This window comes from Pseudomonas sp. NPDC089569 (genome assembly GCF_050280625.1).
GTDB lineage: Bacteria > Pseudomonadota > Gammaproteobacteria > Pseudomonadales > Pseudomonadaceae > Aquipseudomonas.
In genome coordinates, this window is sequence record NZ_JBNNVQ010000007.1 from 13,875 (window position 1) to 28,277 (window position 14,403).

Here is a 14,403-nt window from a genome sequence, read left to right on the forward strand (position 1 = left end):
CGCCAGTCACTGAAAACAGCAGGAGAACGACATGAAACTCGCTATGTTCATGCAGCCCCTTCATCACAAGGGCTGGGATTATCACGAGATGTACGATCAGGATATTGCCTGTGCCGTACATGCCGACAGCGTCGGTTTCGACGAACTCTGGGTCGGCGAGCACACATCGCAGCGCACCGAGCCAATCACCAACGCACTGCAATTTCTGTCTACGCTGATTCCGCTGACCCGACGCATGAAACTGTGCACCGGCGTATTGAATCTCCCGCACCATTTTCCGGCGCGAATCGCCGCGGATGCGGCCATGTTCGACCATATGTCGAAAGGACGTTTCATCATGGGCATCGGCCCGGGCGGGCTGGCGTCCGACTTCGAGGTCTACGGCAGTAACGGCAAGGATCGCGGGCAGATGATGGTCGACTGCTACGAGATGATCCGGGCGATCTGGAGTTCGGACGCACCCTATGATTTCTCGGCAGGGCATTGTCAGGTCAGTCTCAAGGATTCGGTGCACCATGAGCTGGAAATCGGCTATATGCCCAAGCCCTTCCAGAAGCCTTTTCCACGGGTAGCGACGACAGCCATGAGTCCGTTTTCCGGGACGGCAAAACTCGCCGGCGCCATGGACTGGGACTTGATGTCTGCCAACTTCAACCCGACGGCGACCGTTGCCTCTCATTGGCAGGCTTACTGTCAGGGGGCTGAGAGTGTCGGGCTCAAGGCTGACGCCAACAACTGGCGCGTGGCCCGTTCAGTATTCGTCGCCGACTCCCAGGCCCAGGCCGAGGATTACCTGGCTCAGCAGAGCTGCACGTTGCGTCGCTATTTCGATTACATGATCGATAACCTGGCCACCAACCATTACACCAAGATATTCAAGACTCGTCCCGACATGACGGACGAGGAAGTGACGGTGGATCACTGCATCAAGGAAATGGTGATCTACGGCGACGTCAACTCCGTCACCGAACAACTGGTCGCGTTCAGCGAGCAGACCGGGCCGTTCGGCACCCTGATGACCACCTTCCATGAATGGGATGACCAGGACCTGTGGCGACGCTCGATGGAGCTGACTGCGCAACAGGTGATGCCGCGTCTCAACGATTACATGACCCCTCGATTGAAAGCGCAGTGATCGTCTGATCGCGATTGCGCTGGGCTTTTACGGCCGCATCCCGGATGTGGCCGAAACTTTGGTAATGCGCCTGGACAGGATATATGAACGATTTGACAAGGCAGGACCTGCGCGAAAGCGTTGAGCACGACTTCGAACTGACCGACCAGGAGTTGGCCCGCTTGCGGGAAAAGGCACAGTTCATTCGCCTGGAAACGATCCGGCTGATCGAGATCGCCAAAGTCGGGCACTACACCTCGGTGTTCTCGGCGGCCGAGCTGTTCGCCGCGCTGTATTACGACGTGATGGACCTGCGGTTTGCCGAACCGAAATGGCCCGACCGCGACCGCTTCATGATGGGCAAGGGACATGCGGCGGTCGGGTTGTTCCCGGTCCTGGTGGAGTGGGGGTTCTTCGAGAAAGAGATTCTGGATAACTACACACGCCTGGGTAACCCGCTGGGCGACCATCCGGACATGCGCAAAGTCCCTGGCGTGGACTTTTCCTCCGGCTCCATCGGCCACGCATTGTCCGGCGGGTTGGGCATGGCACTGGCCGGACGGATGCTCGGTAAGTCGTTCACCACCTACGTCATGCTCGGCGATGGAGAAATGCAGGAAGGTCAGGTCTGGGAGGCAGCGTTATCGGCGGCCCACCATAAAACCCAAAACCTGGTGGCGATCATCGACCGCAATGGCTATCAGCTCGACGGCAACGTCGACGATGTCATCGGCGTCGAGCCGTTGGCGGACAAATGGATCGCATTCGGTTGGGAAACCCATGTCGTAGATGGTCACGACCTGGCCGCCGTCACATGCCTGTTGCGTCGCCTCAAGGCCGACACCTCGCGCACGCAACCGGTGTGCATCATCGCCAATACCGTCAAGGGCAAAGGCGTGTCTTACATGGAAACCGAGCCGGGCTGGCATTTGGGATATCTCGATCCTGAAGACGCGCAGCGCGCTATCGACGAAATCAAAAGCAAGGTGATCTAAGCCATGAATACCGCACCTCTGTCCAAAAACTCCTGGCAGTACCGGGAACTGAACAGCCAGATTCCCAGCCTGAATGCCTTGTCGGATGCTTTGATCGAGCTGGTCGAGCAGGGCGAGCCCGTGGTGGCCGGCACCGCGGATTTGCAGTACTCAAACGGCCTGTCGAAATTCGCTGGGTTGCATCCTGAGCGCTTTGTGCAATTCGGCATTTCCGAGCAGAACATGGTGTCCGCCGCTGCCGGAATGGCGGCGGTGGGCATGAAGCCTTTCGTCGCGACGTTTGCCTCGTTCCTTCCTTTGCTGTGCTGCGAACAGATTCGTATGGATGTCGCCTATTCGGCGCTGCCGGTACGTCTGATCGGGCACCACGCCGGTATTTCCCTAGGCTTCTATGGCACGTCTCACCATGCCACCGAGGACCTGGCGATCATGCGTTCGATTGCCGACCTTACGGTGGTAGCTCCGGCCGACGGCAATCAGCTGAAGGCTGCGATTCTCGCTTCGGCGAACTATCCGCAACCGATCTATTTCCGTATCCAGCGCGGCCGCGATCCGGTGGTGTATGAAACCGTTCCTGAGTTCGTTTTCGGTAAAGCCACGGTACATTCGACCGGGGACGAACTGACCATCATCGCAACGGGCTCCACGGTGCACCCGGCACTCGAGGCGGCCCGTGCCTTGAATGCCGCCGGACGTTCAGTGGGAGTGATCGACATGACCACCATCAAGCCCCTGGACCGAGAGGCGGTGCTGACGGCAGCGCGCAACAGCCGAGCCATCCTTACCGTGGAAGAACACAACATCATTGGCGGGTTGGGCGGGGCGGTCTGTGAAGTCATCGCTGAATCGGGTGTTGCTGTCAAAGTGCGGCGTCATGGCATCTATGACGAGTACAGTCTGATCGCGCCCCCAACCCACCTATACAAACACTACCGTCTGGATGCCGCCGGCATCGAAAGCGTGGCGTTCGAAGTCTTGGGTTAACAAAGGTTCTTTTTAGGTTACCTGGCCTGGCGTGCGGCGAGGGCGTTCATTGAAGAACGTCCTCGTCGCACGTTTTTTAGGGCCGGATTTCAGGGGAAAGGAGTGTTACCACTGAACGTCGCTGGTTTCGATCCATTGCAGAATTGATTCGCGCCGAGGTTTCCAGCCCAGCAGAACGCGGGCGTTTACCGCGCGAACGCGACTATTGGAGCCAATGGCGAATCGAGCCCAATCCCCCAGTTCAGCGATGGCTTCATCCGCTGGCCAGCTTTGAGTATCGCCTTTGAAACCCAGCGCCTTGCTGATGGACGTGGCGATTTCAAGGAACGATGCTTCGCCGTTTTCGGCGAAGAAGATTGATGCAGATGGGGCTTTCTCGATGGCCAGTCGATAGAGCTCCGCCAGATCCACAATGTGAACGTTGGACCAGCGATGCACCCCGGCGCCCATATAAGCGCCAGCACCGTACTTGCGAGATTGGGCAAACAGCTTGGGCAGTTGATCGCTTTTCGACGGCAGGCCCAGGGACTCCCCATAAATCATGGTCGGACAGAACACGATACTGCGAATCCCCTGTTCGACGCCGGCGCGCCGCACGATCTGGTTGATCTCGACCCGATCCTTGCGGATGTCCATCGGCGTGAATGGAGTCTCATCGGTGAAGATGTCGGCGCGCTCGTAAGCGCCGCGGGCATCGTCACCGACGACGCTTGAGCCCGATGTGTGCAACAGTACCTTTCCACTGCCACTCAAGGCCCGGATAAAGGTTTGCACTGAGGCCAGGTGGTCCGAGTTTGCGGCGTTGACCACCACATCGGCCAGACGCGCCTGCTCGCCGAGAATGAACGCATCATCCAGCGTGCCCAGCACAGGCGTAATACCCAGTGCCTGCAACGCGCTGCGTTGTTCCGGGTTACGCACCAGACCGCTGACTTCATGGCCTGCATCGACCAGGTACTTGGCCACGGAGCCGCCGATGTAGCCGGTCACGCCAGTAACGAAAATTTTCAATGTCTTGTCCTCGTATCGTGTGTGATTTCTGTCCTTCATTTCGGTAAAGGACAGATATTCCAGTTTCAGGAACACCTCACCATACGATCGGCACTATTTATGAGCTAGACTGTTTTAAAGACAATCATCTGTGAATTTAGTTCGTGATCAATATTAAAGACATCAATCGATCCGGTGAAATGGAAGTCTTCACTCGGGTTGTCAATGCCGGGACTTTTTCCGAGGCTGCACGGCAACTGGACATGTCGCCATCGGCCGTCAGCAAATTGATCAGTCGCATGGAAGTCCGCCTGGGGGCGCGGCTGTTGCATCGTTCAACACGACGCCTGGAACTCACTGCAGAGGGCGAGCGATTCAACAGCGAATGCCTGCGCATTCTCGAACTGATCGACTCTGCCGAGCGCGATATCGGTAACGTCAGCAAACCCAGCGGACTGATCCAGGTCAACGCCAATCTGCCTTTTGGCCTGCATTGCCTGCTGCCATTGTTACCCGAGTTTTTCCTGGCCTATCCGGACATCACGCTCAATGTGGAGCTGACCGACACAGTCGTCGATTTGATGGAAAGACGTGCTGACATCGCTATCCGTACCGGTCCGATGAAGGAATCGAGCCTTGTTCAGCGGCGCTTGGGTGAGAGCCGCATGATTACGGTGGCTTCACCGGGTTACATCGCGCGTTTCGGACGGCCGGAAAATCTCGAAGAGTTGCAACGGCACAATCGACTGGGCTTCGGTTTTCATCGGCATTCTCAGGCCTGGGCGTTTCGTGGGTTAGATGGCCAACGCATCGAGATCGAGCCAAAGGGCAATGTGCTCCTGAGCGATGGCGAAAGCATGCGTCGTTCGGCGCTGGCGGGGTTGGGAATAGCCCGGCTGGCGAATTTTCATATCCATGAAGATCTGGAAGCAGGGCGCCTGGTGCCGATTCTGGAGGACTACGATTGCGGTGAAACCGAAGCGATTCATGCCGTTTTCATAGGCCCAGGGCAGCAACTGCCCCAGCGTGTACGCGTATTTATCGACTTCCTGCTGGATAAGCTGGCGCCGCAGTTAGTGGCTGGATAGCCGTGATTCTTTCAGTCGTTCGTGAAATCAGTTTTCAGCAACCTTTGATTATTCTCGTCTAGGGGCTGGGGCATGATGGTGCGCATAACGACAATAGAAGGCAGCTCCCATGGATTACCAACTGGCTGGAAAAACCGCGCTGATCACCGGCGGCGCAACGGGCATCGGCAAGGCCATTGCTCAGCGCTTCATTTTGGAGGGCGCTCGCGTAGTCATCAGCGGACTTCATGAAAAGGAGGTTGCAGAGGCGGTCGCGGAATTGGGGGATCACGCATGGGGGATGGTCGCCGATTTGACCGAGGAAGGCGCGGCCGAGCGTCTGGTGGTCCTTGCCATCGAGGCCGGTCCCATCGACTTTCTGATCAACAACGTCGGCATCTTTGAGGTGCGCGACTTTTTTGAAACCGATGATGCTCAGTGGTTTCACTATTTCAACGTCAATGTCATGAGTGGCGTGCGCATGACTCGGCTGGTGATGAAAGCGATGCTTGATCGCGGTCAGGGTTCCATCGTGTTCATCAGCAGTGAGTCGGCGGTCAAGCCACAGCCCTGGATGGTTCACTACGGCGCGATGAAAACCTGCCTGCTGGGTGTTTCCAGAGCGTTGGCAGAGCTGACCAAAGGCACGGCTGTGAGGGTCAACTCAATATTGCCAGGCCCCACCTCTACCGATGCTGTGAAGCGATATCATCGGGAAATCGCCGAGCAAAAAGGCGTCAGTACGCAGCAAGTGGTTCAGGATTACTTCGATGATACCGAGCCGACATCACTGATCCGTCGCTTGATTGAACCCGAGGAAGTGGCCAACAGCGTGTTGCACCTGGCCGCGTCACCTGCGCTCAATGGCATGGCGATGCGCATGGAAGGCGGGACCATACGCTCGATAATTTGAGTGATTGCGCAGCGTGCTCACGAACGTCCAGTCTGGTGGACAGTCCCTGGCGTTAACTTAAAGTTGGACCGCTCCGTCATTGTGTAAACAACTCGTCAATAACACTCAACAATTGGTCAAACACCAGCCACGTCTGCGGCTACACCGGTGAATGGTCGAAACATGATCAGTGCGAATGGTGCCGAGGCGTTATTTTGCATGCCCTGCGTCAGTTACCCTTTGGACAGTTAGGTTCTATCAAATAGGTCGGTCACCACCCGAAGACGAACCCTGCAATTACGATTTTCCGCTCGGTTTCGTTTTGGCCGCAGGTGAGCGACTTAGATATCAGTAGAAATGCTTGGACTTCGACCAGCTCTACGACTAAAAACGACGCGGCACAGAACGGCTTGTAGACGTTTAAACCGTCCGCTTTTGGCCGGTTTCCGCCTGTCATGATTGGCAGAGAGCGGCCACTCACTGTCGACAAAACCGGGGGCGATTCACCTCCTTGTTGCACGCACCTTCGATTTGGCGCCCGTGCCGATTCAGGATCATCGAGTTGATCTGCCGCGGATTCATGGCTTGGCAGCCTGCTTGGCGAATGTCCACTCAATTTGCTCCCTCAACCAGCGATGGCTTGCGCCAGCGGCATAGCGCGGATGAAAGAAAGCCTTGAGGTAATAGGTCGGGGAGGGGAAAGGGGCTTCAAGCACTCGAAGTGATGCGGTGTCCATGAAGTGATGCGCCGCGCGCCGGGGCAAGGTGGCCAGGTATTCCGAGTGCCCGACAATGAATGGGGCAGCCATCATGCTGGGCAACTGCACACAGACATTGCGCTGCATACCCTGCTGTCGCAGGGCATTGTCGATGACACTGTCCGAATCCGACCAGGGCAGCACCACTACATGGCGCTCCGCCAGATACTGCTCGATGCTCAATGTATCGCACAGACGCGGATGGCTGGCACTGGCCAGCACCACGTAGTCATCGGCAAAGCAGTTGATGGCCTCGACCCCCTCGAAATGTTCCTCGGCATGGTTGGTGAACCCGAGCGAGAAATGCACTCGCCCGGCGGCCAGATCGTCCAGGGCGTCCCGGTGCGCCGAATAGACCACTTGCACCTTGATGTGCGGCGCCTGTTTGCTCAGTTGCCGCATCAGTAACGGCAGGATGGCGAACGCGGTGAAGTCGGTGGCGGCGAGAATGAACGTTTCGTTACTTTCGGCGGGTTTGAAATGCCGACGCGCGCTCAGGCGTGTACCGAGGATGCTCAGGGCCGCCGACACATCGTCGGCAATCTGTTCGGCCAGGAGGCTCGGATGCATCGAACTGCCGTAGCGCACGAACAGATCATCGGAGAGCGCTTGGCGCAGGCGTGTCAGGGCATGGCTACAGGCCGAGGGGCTCAGGGAGAGTTCGTCCGCGGCCAGCACCACGCTCTGGTGTCGATAGATGGCATCGAATACCAGTAACAGGTTCAGATCGAGATTGCGCAATTCTGAGTGCATAAGCTGCATCTTGTGCTGAAAAGAATGCAGCGTATACAGCTATCGGTTCATTTACCATGCCGTTGTTGTTCGTTCACATTCAGGAGCATATCCATGAACACCCCACGTTTTCACCAGCCTGTCCCCGATGACGCTGAACGTTGTTACGAGATTGAAATCGGTGCGTATGAAGGTGACGAAGCCGCCACTCTGGAAAAGATCCGCACCCGTATTGAGCAGTATCCGGAAGGCTTTCTGATTCTCGAAGTGGAGGGCAAGGTCGTTGGCTTCATCAACAGTGGTTGCGCCCACGAGGTGGTGATGTCCGACGAAGCGTTCAAGGAACTGGTCGGCCATGACCCGGTGGCCCCTAACGTCGTGATCATGTCGGTGGTGGTGGACCCAGACTACCAGGGCAAGGGCTATTCGAAGCTGTTGATGAACAAGTTCATTCAACAGATGAAGGCTCTGGATAAGCAGACCATCCACTTGATGTGCAAGGAACAGCATGTAGAGCTGTACCGCAAGATGGGCTACCAGTACTTGCGGCCTTCGCCATCGGACCACGGTGGAATGGCTTGGCATGAAATGGTCATGACGCTCTGAGCGGATAACCAGAGCGCCTTGGCGCTCGTGCCAATAAGCGCGTTGCCACAGGGTCCGGGCCAGCGCGTCCAACAGCAACACGTTTCAAACCTGCCAATAAGTCCAACAATCAAAGGTGTAATCATGAAAACGTCGAGCCTCGTTCTCGGTGACGGCATTCGCTCGTCCGCAAGAATCCCATTTACTGGTTACGACTTCGGCTGGGTTGTCCTCTGTGTGGGGATGGCAATCGGCTCAGGCATCGTATTCATGCCGGTGCAGATAGGGCTCAAGGGGTTGTATGCGTTTCTCACGGCGGTGCTGTTGTCGTACCCGGCGGTCTACCACTTGCAGAACCTGTTCCTGCGCACCCTGATTCAATCCGAACAGTGCGAAGACTATGCCGGAGCGATCAGCCATTATCTGGGCAAGAACTGGGGGGTGGCGCTGGGCAGCATATATTTCGTGATGCTGCTGGGTGGCATCCTCACCTATGCCAGTTCAATCACCTACGACAGCGCCTCTTACTTCCAGACCTTCGGCCTGACCGAGCAGTCGCTGGCCAAGCAAGGCTGGTACGGGCTGTTGGTGATCGCCCTGCTGGTGTTGATCTCGGCCCAGGGTGAGCGTCTGCTGTTCAAGGTGGCCGGACCGATGATCATGGTCAAGTTCGGCATCATCGTCTTGCTAGCGGTGGTCATGGTGCCTTACTGGGATTTCAGCAATGTCATGCCGCTGGGCGATTTCGCAACGTTTCTGCGCGATGTGTTCCTCACCTTGCCGTTCGCACTGTTCTCTATCCTGTACGTGCAAATCCTCAACCCGATGAACATCGCTTACCGCAAGCTCGAGAGCGACCGCTACGTGGCGGCCTACCGCAGCGTACGGGTCAATCGGATCGCCTACATCATTCTTGTGGTCGCGGTGCTGTTCTTCGCATTCTCGTTCGCCTTCTCGGTGAGCAAGGCCGATGCCGAGCAGGCCCTGGCGCAGAACATCTCGGCCCTGGCGATCGCCGCCAAGGTGATGCCGGGGGCGTGGGTGAAGATCATGTCGGTGATGCTTAATGTCTTCGCCATCATGAGCGCGTTCTTCGGTATCTACCTGGGCTTCCATGAAGCCCTCAAGGGAATTGTCATGAACCTGCTGAGCCGCCGCGCCGAGCAGTGCGCCATCAACCAGCGCAAGCTCGGCCTGGTGCTGACGTTGGCGATTGTCGTATTCCTCTGGCTGTGGGTGCTGGGCAACTTCTCGACCATGCTGATCCTCCAGTTGGTGGGGCCGATCTTCGGTATTACTACCTGCCTGGTACCGTGCTACCTGGTATGGAAAGTCGAAGCCTTGCGCAACTTGCGCGGCAAGGCCGTGTACTACGTCGCGCTATACGGCGTACTGCTGATGGCGTCGCCGTTCTTCAAGTTTTTCGAGTAAGCCAACCTTCCGTTAACGGCGCTTGCCTGTGCCACGGAACAGGCGGGCGCATCGATGAATGAGCAAGACATGAAAGATACCTCGCACGAATTCTCGATGGCCACCCGGTTGACCCGGCTGGGGCGCGACCATGACCTGCAGTTAGGCTTCGTCAACATGCCGGTGTATCGCGGTTCGACCGTAGTCTTCAAGACGATGGAAGACCTCGAGCATTCCCGGGCACGTTTTGCCTACGGCACCCTGGGCACCCCGACCATTGAAAGCCTGGAAACTGCCTGGAGCGAGATTTCCGGTGCCGCCGGCACGGTCATTTCGCCGTCGGGTCTGGGTGCACTGGCCCTGGCGCTGTTCACCACGCTCAAGAGCGGCGACCACCTGTTGATGCCGGACACCGTCTACCGGCCCACCCGCGTACTGTGCGACCACCTGGTGCACAAGTTCGGAGTAGAGATCAGCTATTACGACCCGCTGATCGGCGACGGCATCGTCGACCTGCTGCGGCCCAACACCTCGACCATCTTCCTTGAGTCGCCCGGCTCGCAGACTTTGGAAGTGCAGGATGTGCCGGCAATTACTCGTGTGGCACGGCAGCGCAATATCAAGACCATCATCGACAATACCTGGGCCACGCCGATGTTCTTCCGCGCCCACGATCATGGTTGCGATCTGGCGGTGGAGGCCGGCACCAAGTACCTGGGTGGGCATTCGGACCTGCTGATGGGACTGGTGACGGCGAACGAAGCCACCTGGCCGGAGCTGCGCAAGACCTACGATTCGATGGCGATGCTGCCGGGCGCGGAGGACTGTTTCCTGGCCCTGCGCGGGTTGCGCACACTGCACCTGCGCTTGAAGGAAGCGCAGCACCGTGGACTGGAGATGGCGCGCTGGATGGCCATGCAGCCGGAAGTCGAAACCGTATTGCACCCGGCCTTCGAGAGCTGCCCTGGCCACGAGATCTGGAAACGCGACTTTACCGGGTCCACGGGTTTGTTTTCGGTGATTCTCAAGCCGGGTTATACGAAGCAAAACCTCGCGGCGATGCTGGATAACCTGTCGATCTTCGGCATGGGCTATTCCTGGGGCGGCTTTGAAAGTCTGATCATTCCGTTCAATTGCGCTGACTATCGCACGGCCACCCGCTGGGCGCCGAATGGCATGGCGTTGCGCCTGCAAATCGGCCTGGAGGATATGGACGATCTCAAACGCGATCTGCGCAGCGGCCTTAACCGTCTGTGGCAGGGCTAGCCCCATCCGTCGCCGCATCGGACCACTGGCGTTGGGCAGGCAGTTGCAAGCAATCACCGCTCGTCATAATTGCGCTGGAACTTCGAAAGCTCCGTTCACATGACAACGTTTCAGTCAACGCAAGAAATCTGTCTACGTGCACAAAATTTAATGCTTTGCACTCAGCGAGGGCTGGATCTAGCCTCCTGACACTGAATTAAGAACTGCTTCTGTAACTCGGAGGCAGTTCTTAAGTGCCCATGGGGACATGAGAAATCCTACAAGGGCAGTATCAGAGTGACGCTTCCGCGAACAGTAAAGACAGTTCATCAATCGCAGGTGACTTCGTTATGACTCGTAATACGTACAAGGCAATGCAGGTCAGTCGGCCAGGTGTGCTTGAACTGGTTGAGCGGGAAGTTCCGGAACCGGGTCTCGGTGAGGTACTGATCGAAGTTCACGCCTGTGGCATCTGCGGCGCCGATGCGGGTGTGATCGACGGATTGGAGTCAGATGTGCAATTGCCCAGGGTGCCGGGCCATGAAGTTGTTGGGCGACTGATGAAACTCGGTGCGGGCATTCCCAAGGCGTGGCATGTAGGGCAGCGCGTTGGTATCGGCCGTTTGGGTGGTCATTGTCAGGAGTGTGAACAATGTCGACGTGGGTATTTCAATCTATGTAAAGACCAGCCTGTGACTGGCAGTTCGCGGGACGGCGGCTACGCGCAAATGATGCTCGCACGGGCAACTGGGCTAGTGGCGATTCCCGACGCACTTGGCTCCGTGGAGGCCGCTCCGTTGTTATGCGCGGGCATTGCGACCTTCAATGCCATGCGCAAGTCTGGGGCTCTGGCGGGCGATCTGGTGGCGATCCAGGGGATCGGCGGGCTGGGGCATTTGGCACTGCAATATGCCCGCAGGATGGGGTTCAGGGTTGTGGCAGTCGGGCGGGGTGCTGATATCGCCGAGCACGCGCTGCAACTAGGTGCTCATCACTACATCGACACCCAGGTTGAAGATGCAGTTTCACGACTGCGGAATATGGGTGGTGCCGATGCCATTCTTACCACCATCACCGACAGCGACGCGGTCTCTGCACTGATGCCGGCGCTCGCCCCTCAGGGACGCTTGCTGGTGGTCGGTGTCGGCCGACAGCCGCTGAGTATCATGCCCGGCACACTGGTGGGTGGTGAGCGTAGTGTTCAGGGCAGCATTACCGGGACACCCTTTGAGTCGGAGAAAACCCTAGATTTCAGCCTGATGACGGACGTTCGTGCGCAAATCGAGACTTTGCCGCTGGCAAGCGCATGGGAGGCTTATCAGCGCGTGAGGTCTGGTGCCGTTAAGTTTCGGATGGTGCTGACTATGGGCAACGAATAACCGCCCGTCCTACACCGGTTGCCGCTCACGGGCGATGTCGAGGAAGCCAGCAATGTAGTCGATCTGCGCTTCGGCCTTGCGTACGCCCAGGTGAATGCTCTTGTGCAGACCATGTGGTCCGATGCGCAGGGCCTTCAAGGGCAGGCCCAGACCTTCCTCATGTAGCAGCCATTCCGGCAGCACACTGATCCCGCGTCCGGCCGCCGTCAGTTGCAGCATCAGTTCGGTGGTTTCCGCCGTAACCCGGTGATGCGGACGGCAATTGGCGGGCACCAGGAATCGGCTGTAGATGTCCAGCCGCTCCAGGCTGACTGGCACGGTGATCAGTGTTTCCTGGATCAGGTCGTGGGGATCAGCCCACGGCTTTGTCGCAAGCGCGTGATCTTCGTGCAGCACTAGCACCAGTTCGTAATCGAATACCGGGGTGAATAACAGTTCGGGTTGATCGATCGGGTCCGGGGTTATCAGCAGGTCGATCTCGAAGCCCGTAAGCGCGGCCACGCCATCGAAGCGAAAGGCTGTGCACACCTCGAAGTCGACGTCCGGCCAGCGCCGCAGATAAGGGCCTGTGACGCCCATCAGCCACTTCTGGCACGGATGACACTCCATGCCGGCGCGCAATGCACCACGCCGCCCATCAGCGAAATCCGAGAGCACCCGTTGAGCATGCTCCACCTGTGGCAGCAGCCGCTCGGCAAGGCTTAGCAGGTAGCTGCCTGCCTGGGTAAAACGCAGGCTGCGACCGTCCTTCATCCAGACTTTGATGCCATGTCGTTCCTCGAATTTGGCAATGGCGTGGGAGAGGGCGGACTGGCTGGTGTTCAGCCGCTCGGCGGCAGCCGTAACGCTGCCGGTGCGTGAAACCTCACGCAGGATCGAAAGGTGCTGGAAGTCGATCATTCATGTACCCAGTTCATGGATTGATGAAGTAATACCATTTCTGTTCATGATCCGATGTTGTTACTAATACTGCAAGGCAAGAGAGCCTTCATCTTTCGTGAACAGACTGGATACCAAGAACGATGAATACCCAGGTACTCACATCGCAACTCAGCAACGAAGCCACCTGTCTCTTCGATGAAGTCATCGACCGCAGGCACACCAATTCCATGAAGTGGGACTATGGCCACAACTTCCTGACACCCCAAGAATGTGCCTCTGATCCACTTCCAATGTGGGTGGCGGACATGGATTTCCGTTCGCCCCAAGCAGTCATCGACGCACTGAGCGAGGCCGTGCAGTTTGGCGTATTTGGCTACGCTGGCGGTCCGCGCAAGTCCTATGTGGATGCGGTGATCGGTTGGCAAGGGCGACGCTTCGGCTGGGACGTGTCCCGGGACTGGCTGATGCAGGCCTCCGGCATCATCACCACCATGAAGACGGCCATCCAGGCGTTTACCAAGCCGGGCGATTCGGTGCTGATCCAGCCGCCGGTGTACGTACACTTTCACGATGATGCGCAAATCAATGGCCGGCGCTTGGCCCTGGCACCACTGGATTTCGACGGCGAGCGTTATCACTTCGACGAACGCAAGTTCGAAGCCGCGATTGAGCCGCACACTCGTTTGTTCATTTTGAGCCATCCGCATAACCCGACGGGCAATGTGTGGTCGGAGGCAGAACTGCGAGCAATGGGCGAGATCTGTGCCCGCCACAATGTACTGGTGCTCTCTGATGAAATTCATCAGGACATCATCCTCAATCCGCGCAAGAAGCACATTCCGTTCGCTTCGCTGGGCGAACAGTTCGCCCAGAACAGCATCACCTGCACGGCACCGAGCAAGACCTTCAACATGCCCGGGCTGCAGACCGCGAACATCTTCATCCCCAACAAGCGGATCCGCGAAGAGCTGGTCCGTCAGTACGATCGCAACCTTTATCGCTACGTCAATGCCCTCGGCATGGTGGCGGCCGAGGCGGCCTATACCCACGGCGAGCCATGGCTGGAGCAGATGCTCGGCTACGTGCGCGGCAACCAGGCTCACTTTGCCGAAGCCATCCACGCGGCGACGCCACAGATCAAGGTGGTGCCGACGGATTCGCTGTACCTGGCCTGGATGGACTGTCGCGGCCTGGGTATGGACGCCGAAGCGCTCGACAGATTCATGCTGACCCAGGCACGCGTCTGGCTCGACAAGGGCCAGAAGTTTGGCCAGGAAGGCCGCGGCTTCATGCGGGCCAACCTGGGTTGCAGCCGCGTGACGATCGACGAAGCGATCCAGCGCATCACCCGAGCTGTGCAGCAACGCTGA

13 protein-coding genes are annotated in these 14,403 nt (G+C 57.8%); 10 read left to right on the top strand and 3 right to left on the bottom strand.

Annotated elements, in window-relative coordinates; translation table 11 throughout:
- Nucleotides 1-31 precede the first annotated feature (31 nt).
- The 3 genes from ACQKP2_RS05250 to ACQKP2_RS05260 all read left to right on the top strand — a co-directional run bounded on the left by ACQKP2_RS05250 (nucleotide 32) and on the right by ACQKP2_RS05260 (nucleotide 3,093).
- Complete coding sequence (locus ACQKP2_RS05250) at nucleotides 32-1,135, top strand: LLM class flavin-dependent oxidoreductase (protein ID WP_427574932.1); 1,104 nt, start codon at nucleotides 32-34, stop codon at nucleotides 1,133-1,135.
- Between the two features lie 83 nt (nucleotides 1,136-1,218).
- Nucleotides 1,219-2,109 carry a transketolase gene (locus tag ACQKP2_RS05255; protein ID WP_427574934.1) on the top strand — a complete coding sequence of 297 codons (891 nt, stop codon included), beginning with the start codon at nucleotides 1,219-1,221 and terminating at the stop codon, nucleotides 2,107-2,109.
- 3 nt (nucleotides 2,110-2,112) lie between these two features.
- A complete protein-coding gene (locus ACQKP2_RS05260; protein ID WP_427574935.1) occupies nucleotides 2,113-3,093 on the top strand; it encodes a transketolase family protein in 981 nt (326 codons plus the stop codon).
- A 105-nt stretch (nucleotides 3,094-3,198) separates the two neighbouring features.
- Here the strand turns inward: ACQKP2_RS05260 and ACQKP2_RS05265 are convergent, their stop codons facing one another.
- A complete protein-coding gene (locus ACQKP2_RS05265) occupies nucleotides 3,199-4,104 on the bottom strand; it encodes an NAD-dependent epimerase/dehydratase family protein (RefSeq protein ID WP_427574937.1) in 906 nt (301 codons plus the stop codon).
- A 143-nt stretch (nucleotides 4,105-4,247) separates the two neighbouring features.
- Here ACQKP2_RS05265 and ACQKP2_RS05270 point away from each other — a divergent pair, with 143 nt between their 5' ends.
- Both ACQKP2_RS05270 and ACQKP2_RS05275 read left to right on the top strand, forming a co-directional pair.
- Nucleotides 4,248-5,171: a LysR family transcriptional regulator gene (locus tag ACQKP2_RS05270; RefSeq protein WP_427574939.1), complete on the top strand. Its 924-nt coding sequence runs from the start codon at nucleotides 4,248-4,250 to the stop codon at nucleotides 5,169-5,171.
- Between the two features lie 109 nt (nucleotides 5,172-5,280).
- The gene (locus ACQKP2_RS05275; RefSeq protein ID WP_427574940.1) at nucleotides 5,281-6,063 is read left to right on the top strand and encodes an SDR family NAD(P)-dependent oxidoreductase; all 783 of its coding nucleotides are present in this window, start codon (nucleotides 5,281-5,283) and stop codon (nucleotides 6,061-6,063) included.
- A gap of 557 nt (nucleotides 6,064-6,620) precedes the next feature.
- Here the strand turns inward: ACQKP2_RS05275 and ACQKP2_RS05280 are convergent.
- On the bottom strand, nucleotides 6,621-7,553 hold the full coding sequence (locus tag ACQKP2_RS05280) for a LysR family transcriptional regulator (RefSeq protein WP_427574942.1): 933 nt from the start codon (nucleotides 7,551-7,553) through the stop codon (nucleotides 6,621-6,623).
- A 93-nt stretch (nucleotides 7,554-7,646) separates the two neighbouring features.
- Here ACQKP2_RS05280 and ACQKP2_RS05285 point away from each other — a divergent pair, with 93 nt between their 5' ends.
- The 4 genes from ACQKP2_RS05285 (at nucleotide 7,647) to ACQKP2_RS05300 (ending at nucleotide 12,151) form a co-directional block, all read left to right on the top strand.
- Nucleotides 7,647-8,138: a GNAT family N-acetyltransferase gene (locus ACQKP2_RS05285; RefSeq protein ID WP_427574944.1), complete on the top strand. Its 492-nt coding sequence runs from the start codon at nucleotides 7,647-7,649 to the stop codon at nucleotides 8,136-8,138.
- Nucleotides 8,139-8,261: 123 nt separating this feature from the next.
- Nucleotides 8,262-9,548 carry a hypothetical protein gene (locus tag ACQKP2_RS05290; protein ID WP_427574945.1) on the top strand — a complete coding sequence of 429 codons (1,287 nt, stop codon included), beginning with the start codon at nucleotides 8,262-8,264 and terminating at the stop codon, nucleotides 9,546-9,548.
- Between the two features lie 69 nt (nucleotides 9,549-9,617).
- The gene (gene metC / locus ACQKP2_RS05295) at nucleotides 9,618-10,793 is read left to right on the top strand and encodes a cystathionine beta-lyase (RefSeq protein ID WP_427574946.1); all 1,176 of its coding nucleotides are present in this window, start codon (nucleotides 9,618-9,620) and stop codon (nucleotides 10,791-10,793) included.
- A gap of 329 nt (nucleotides 10,794-11,122) precedes the next feature.
- Entirely contained in the window at nucleotides 11,123-12,151 is a 1,029-nt protein-coding gene (locus tag ACQKP2_RS05300) for an alcohol dehydrogenase (RefSeq protein ID WP_427574948.1), read from the top strand.
- A 9-nt stretch (nucleotides 12,152-12,160) separates the two neighbouring features.
- Here ACQKP2_RS05300 and ACQKP2_RS05305 read toward each other — a convergent pair whose 3' ends face one another.
- Nucleotides 12,161-13,051, bottom strand: a complete 891-nt coding sequence (locus ACQKP2_RS05305) for a LysR family transcriptional regulator (protein WP_427574949.1) — start codon at nucleotides 13,049-13,051, stop codon at nucleotides 12,161-12,163.
- Between the two features lie 122 nt (nucleotides 13,052-13,173).
- On the opposite strand from ACQKP2_RS05305, the gene ACQKP2_RS05310 reads away from it, so the two are divergent.
- Entirely contained in the window at nucleotides 13,174-14,403 is a 1,230-nt protein-coding gene (locus tag ACQKP2_RS05310) for a MalY/PatB family protein (RefSeq protein ID WP_427574951.1), read from the top strand.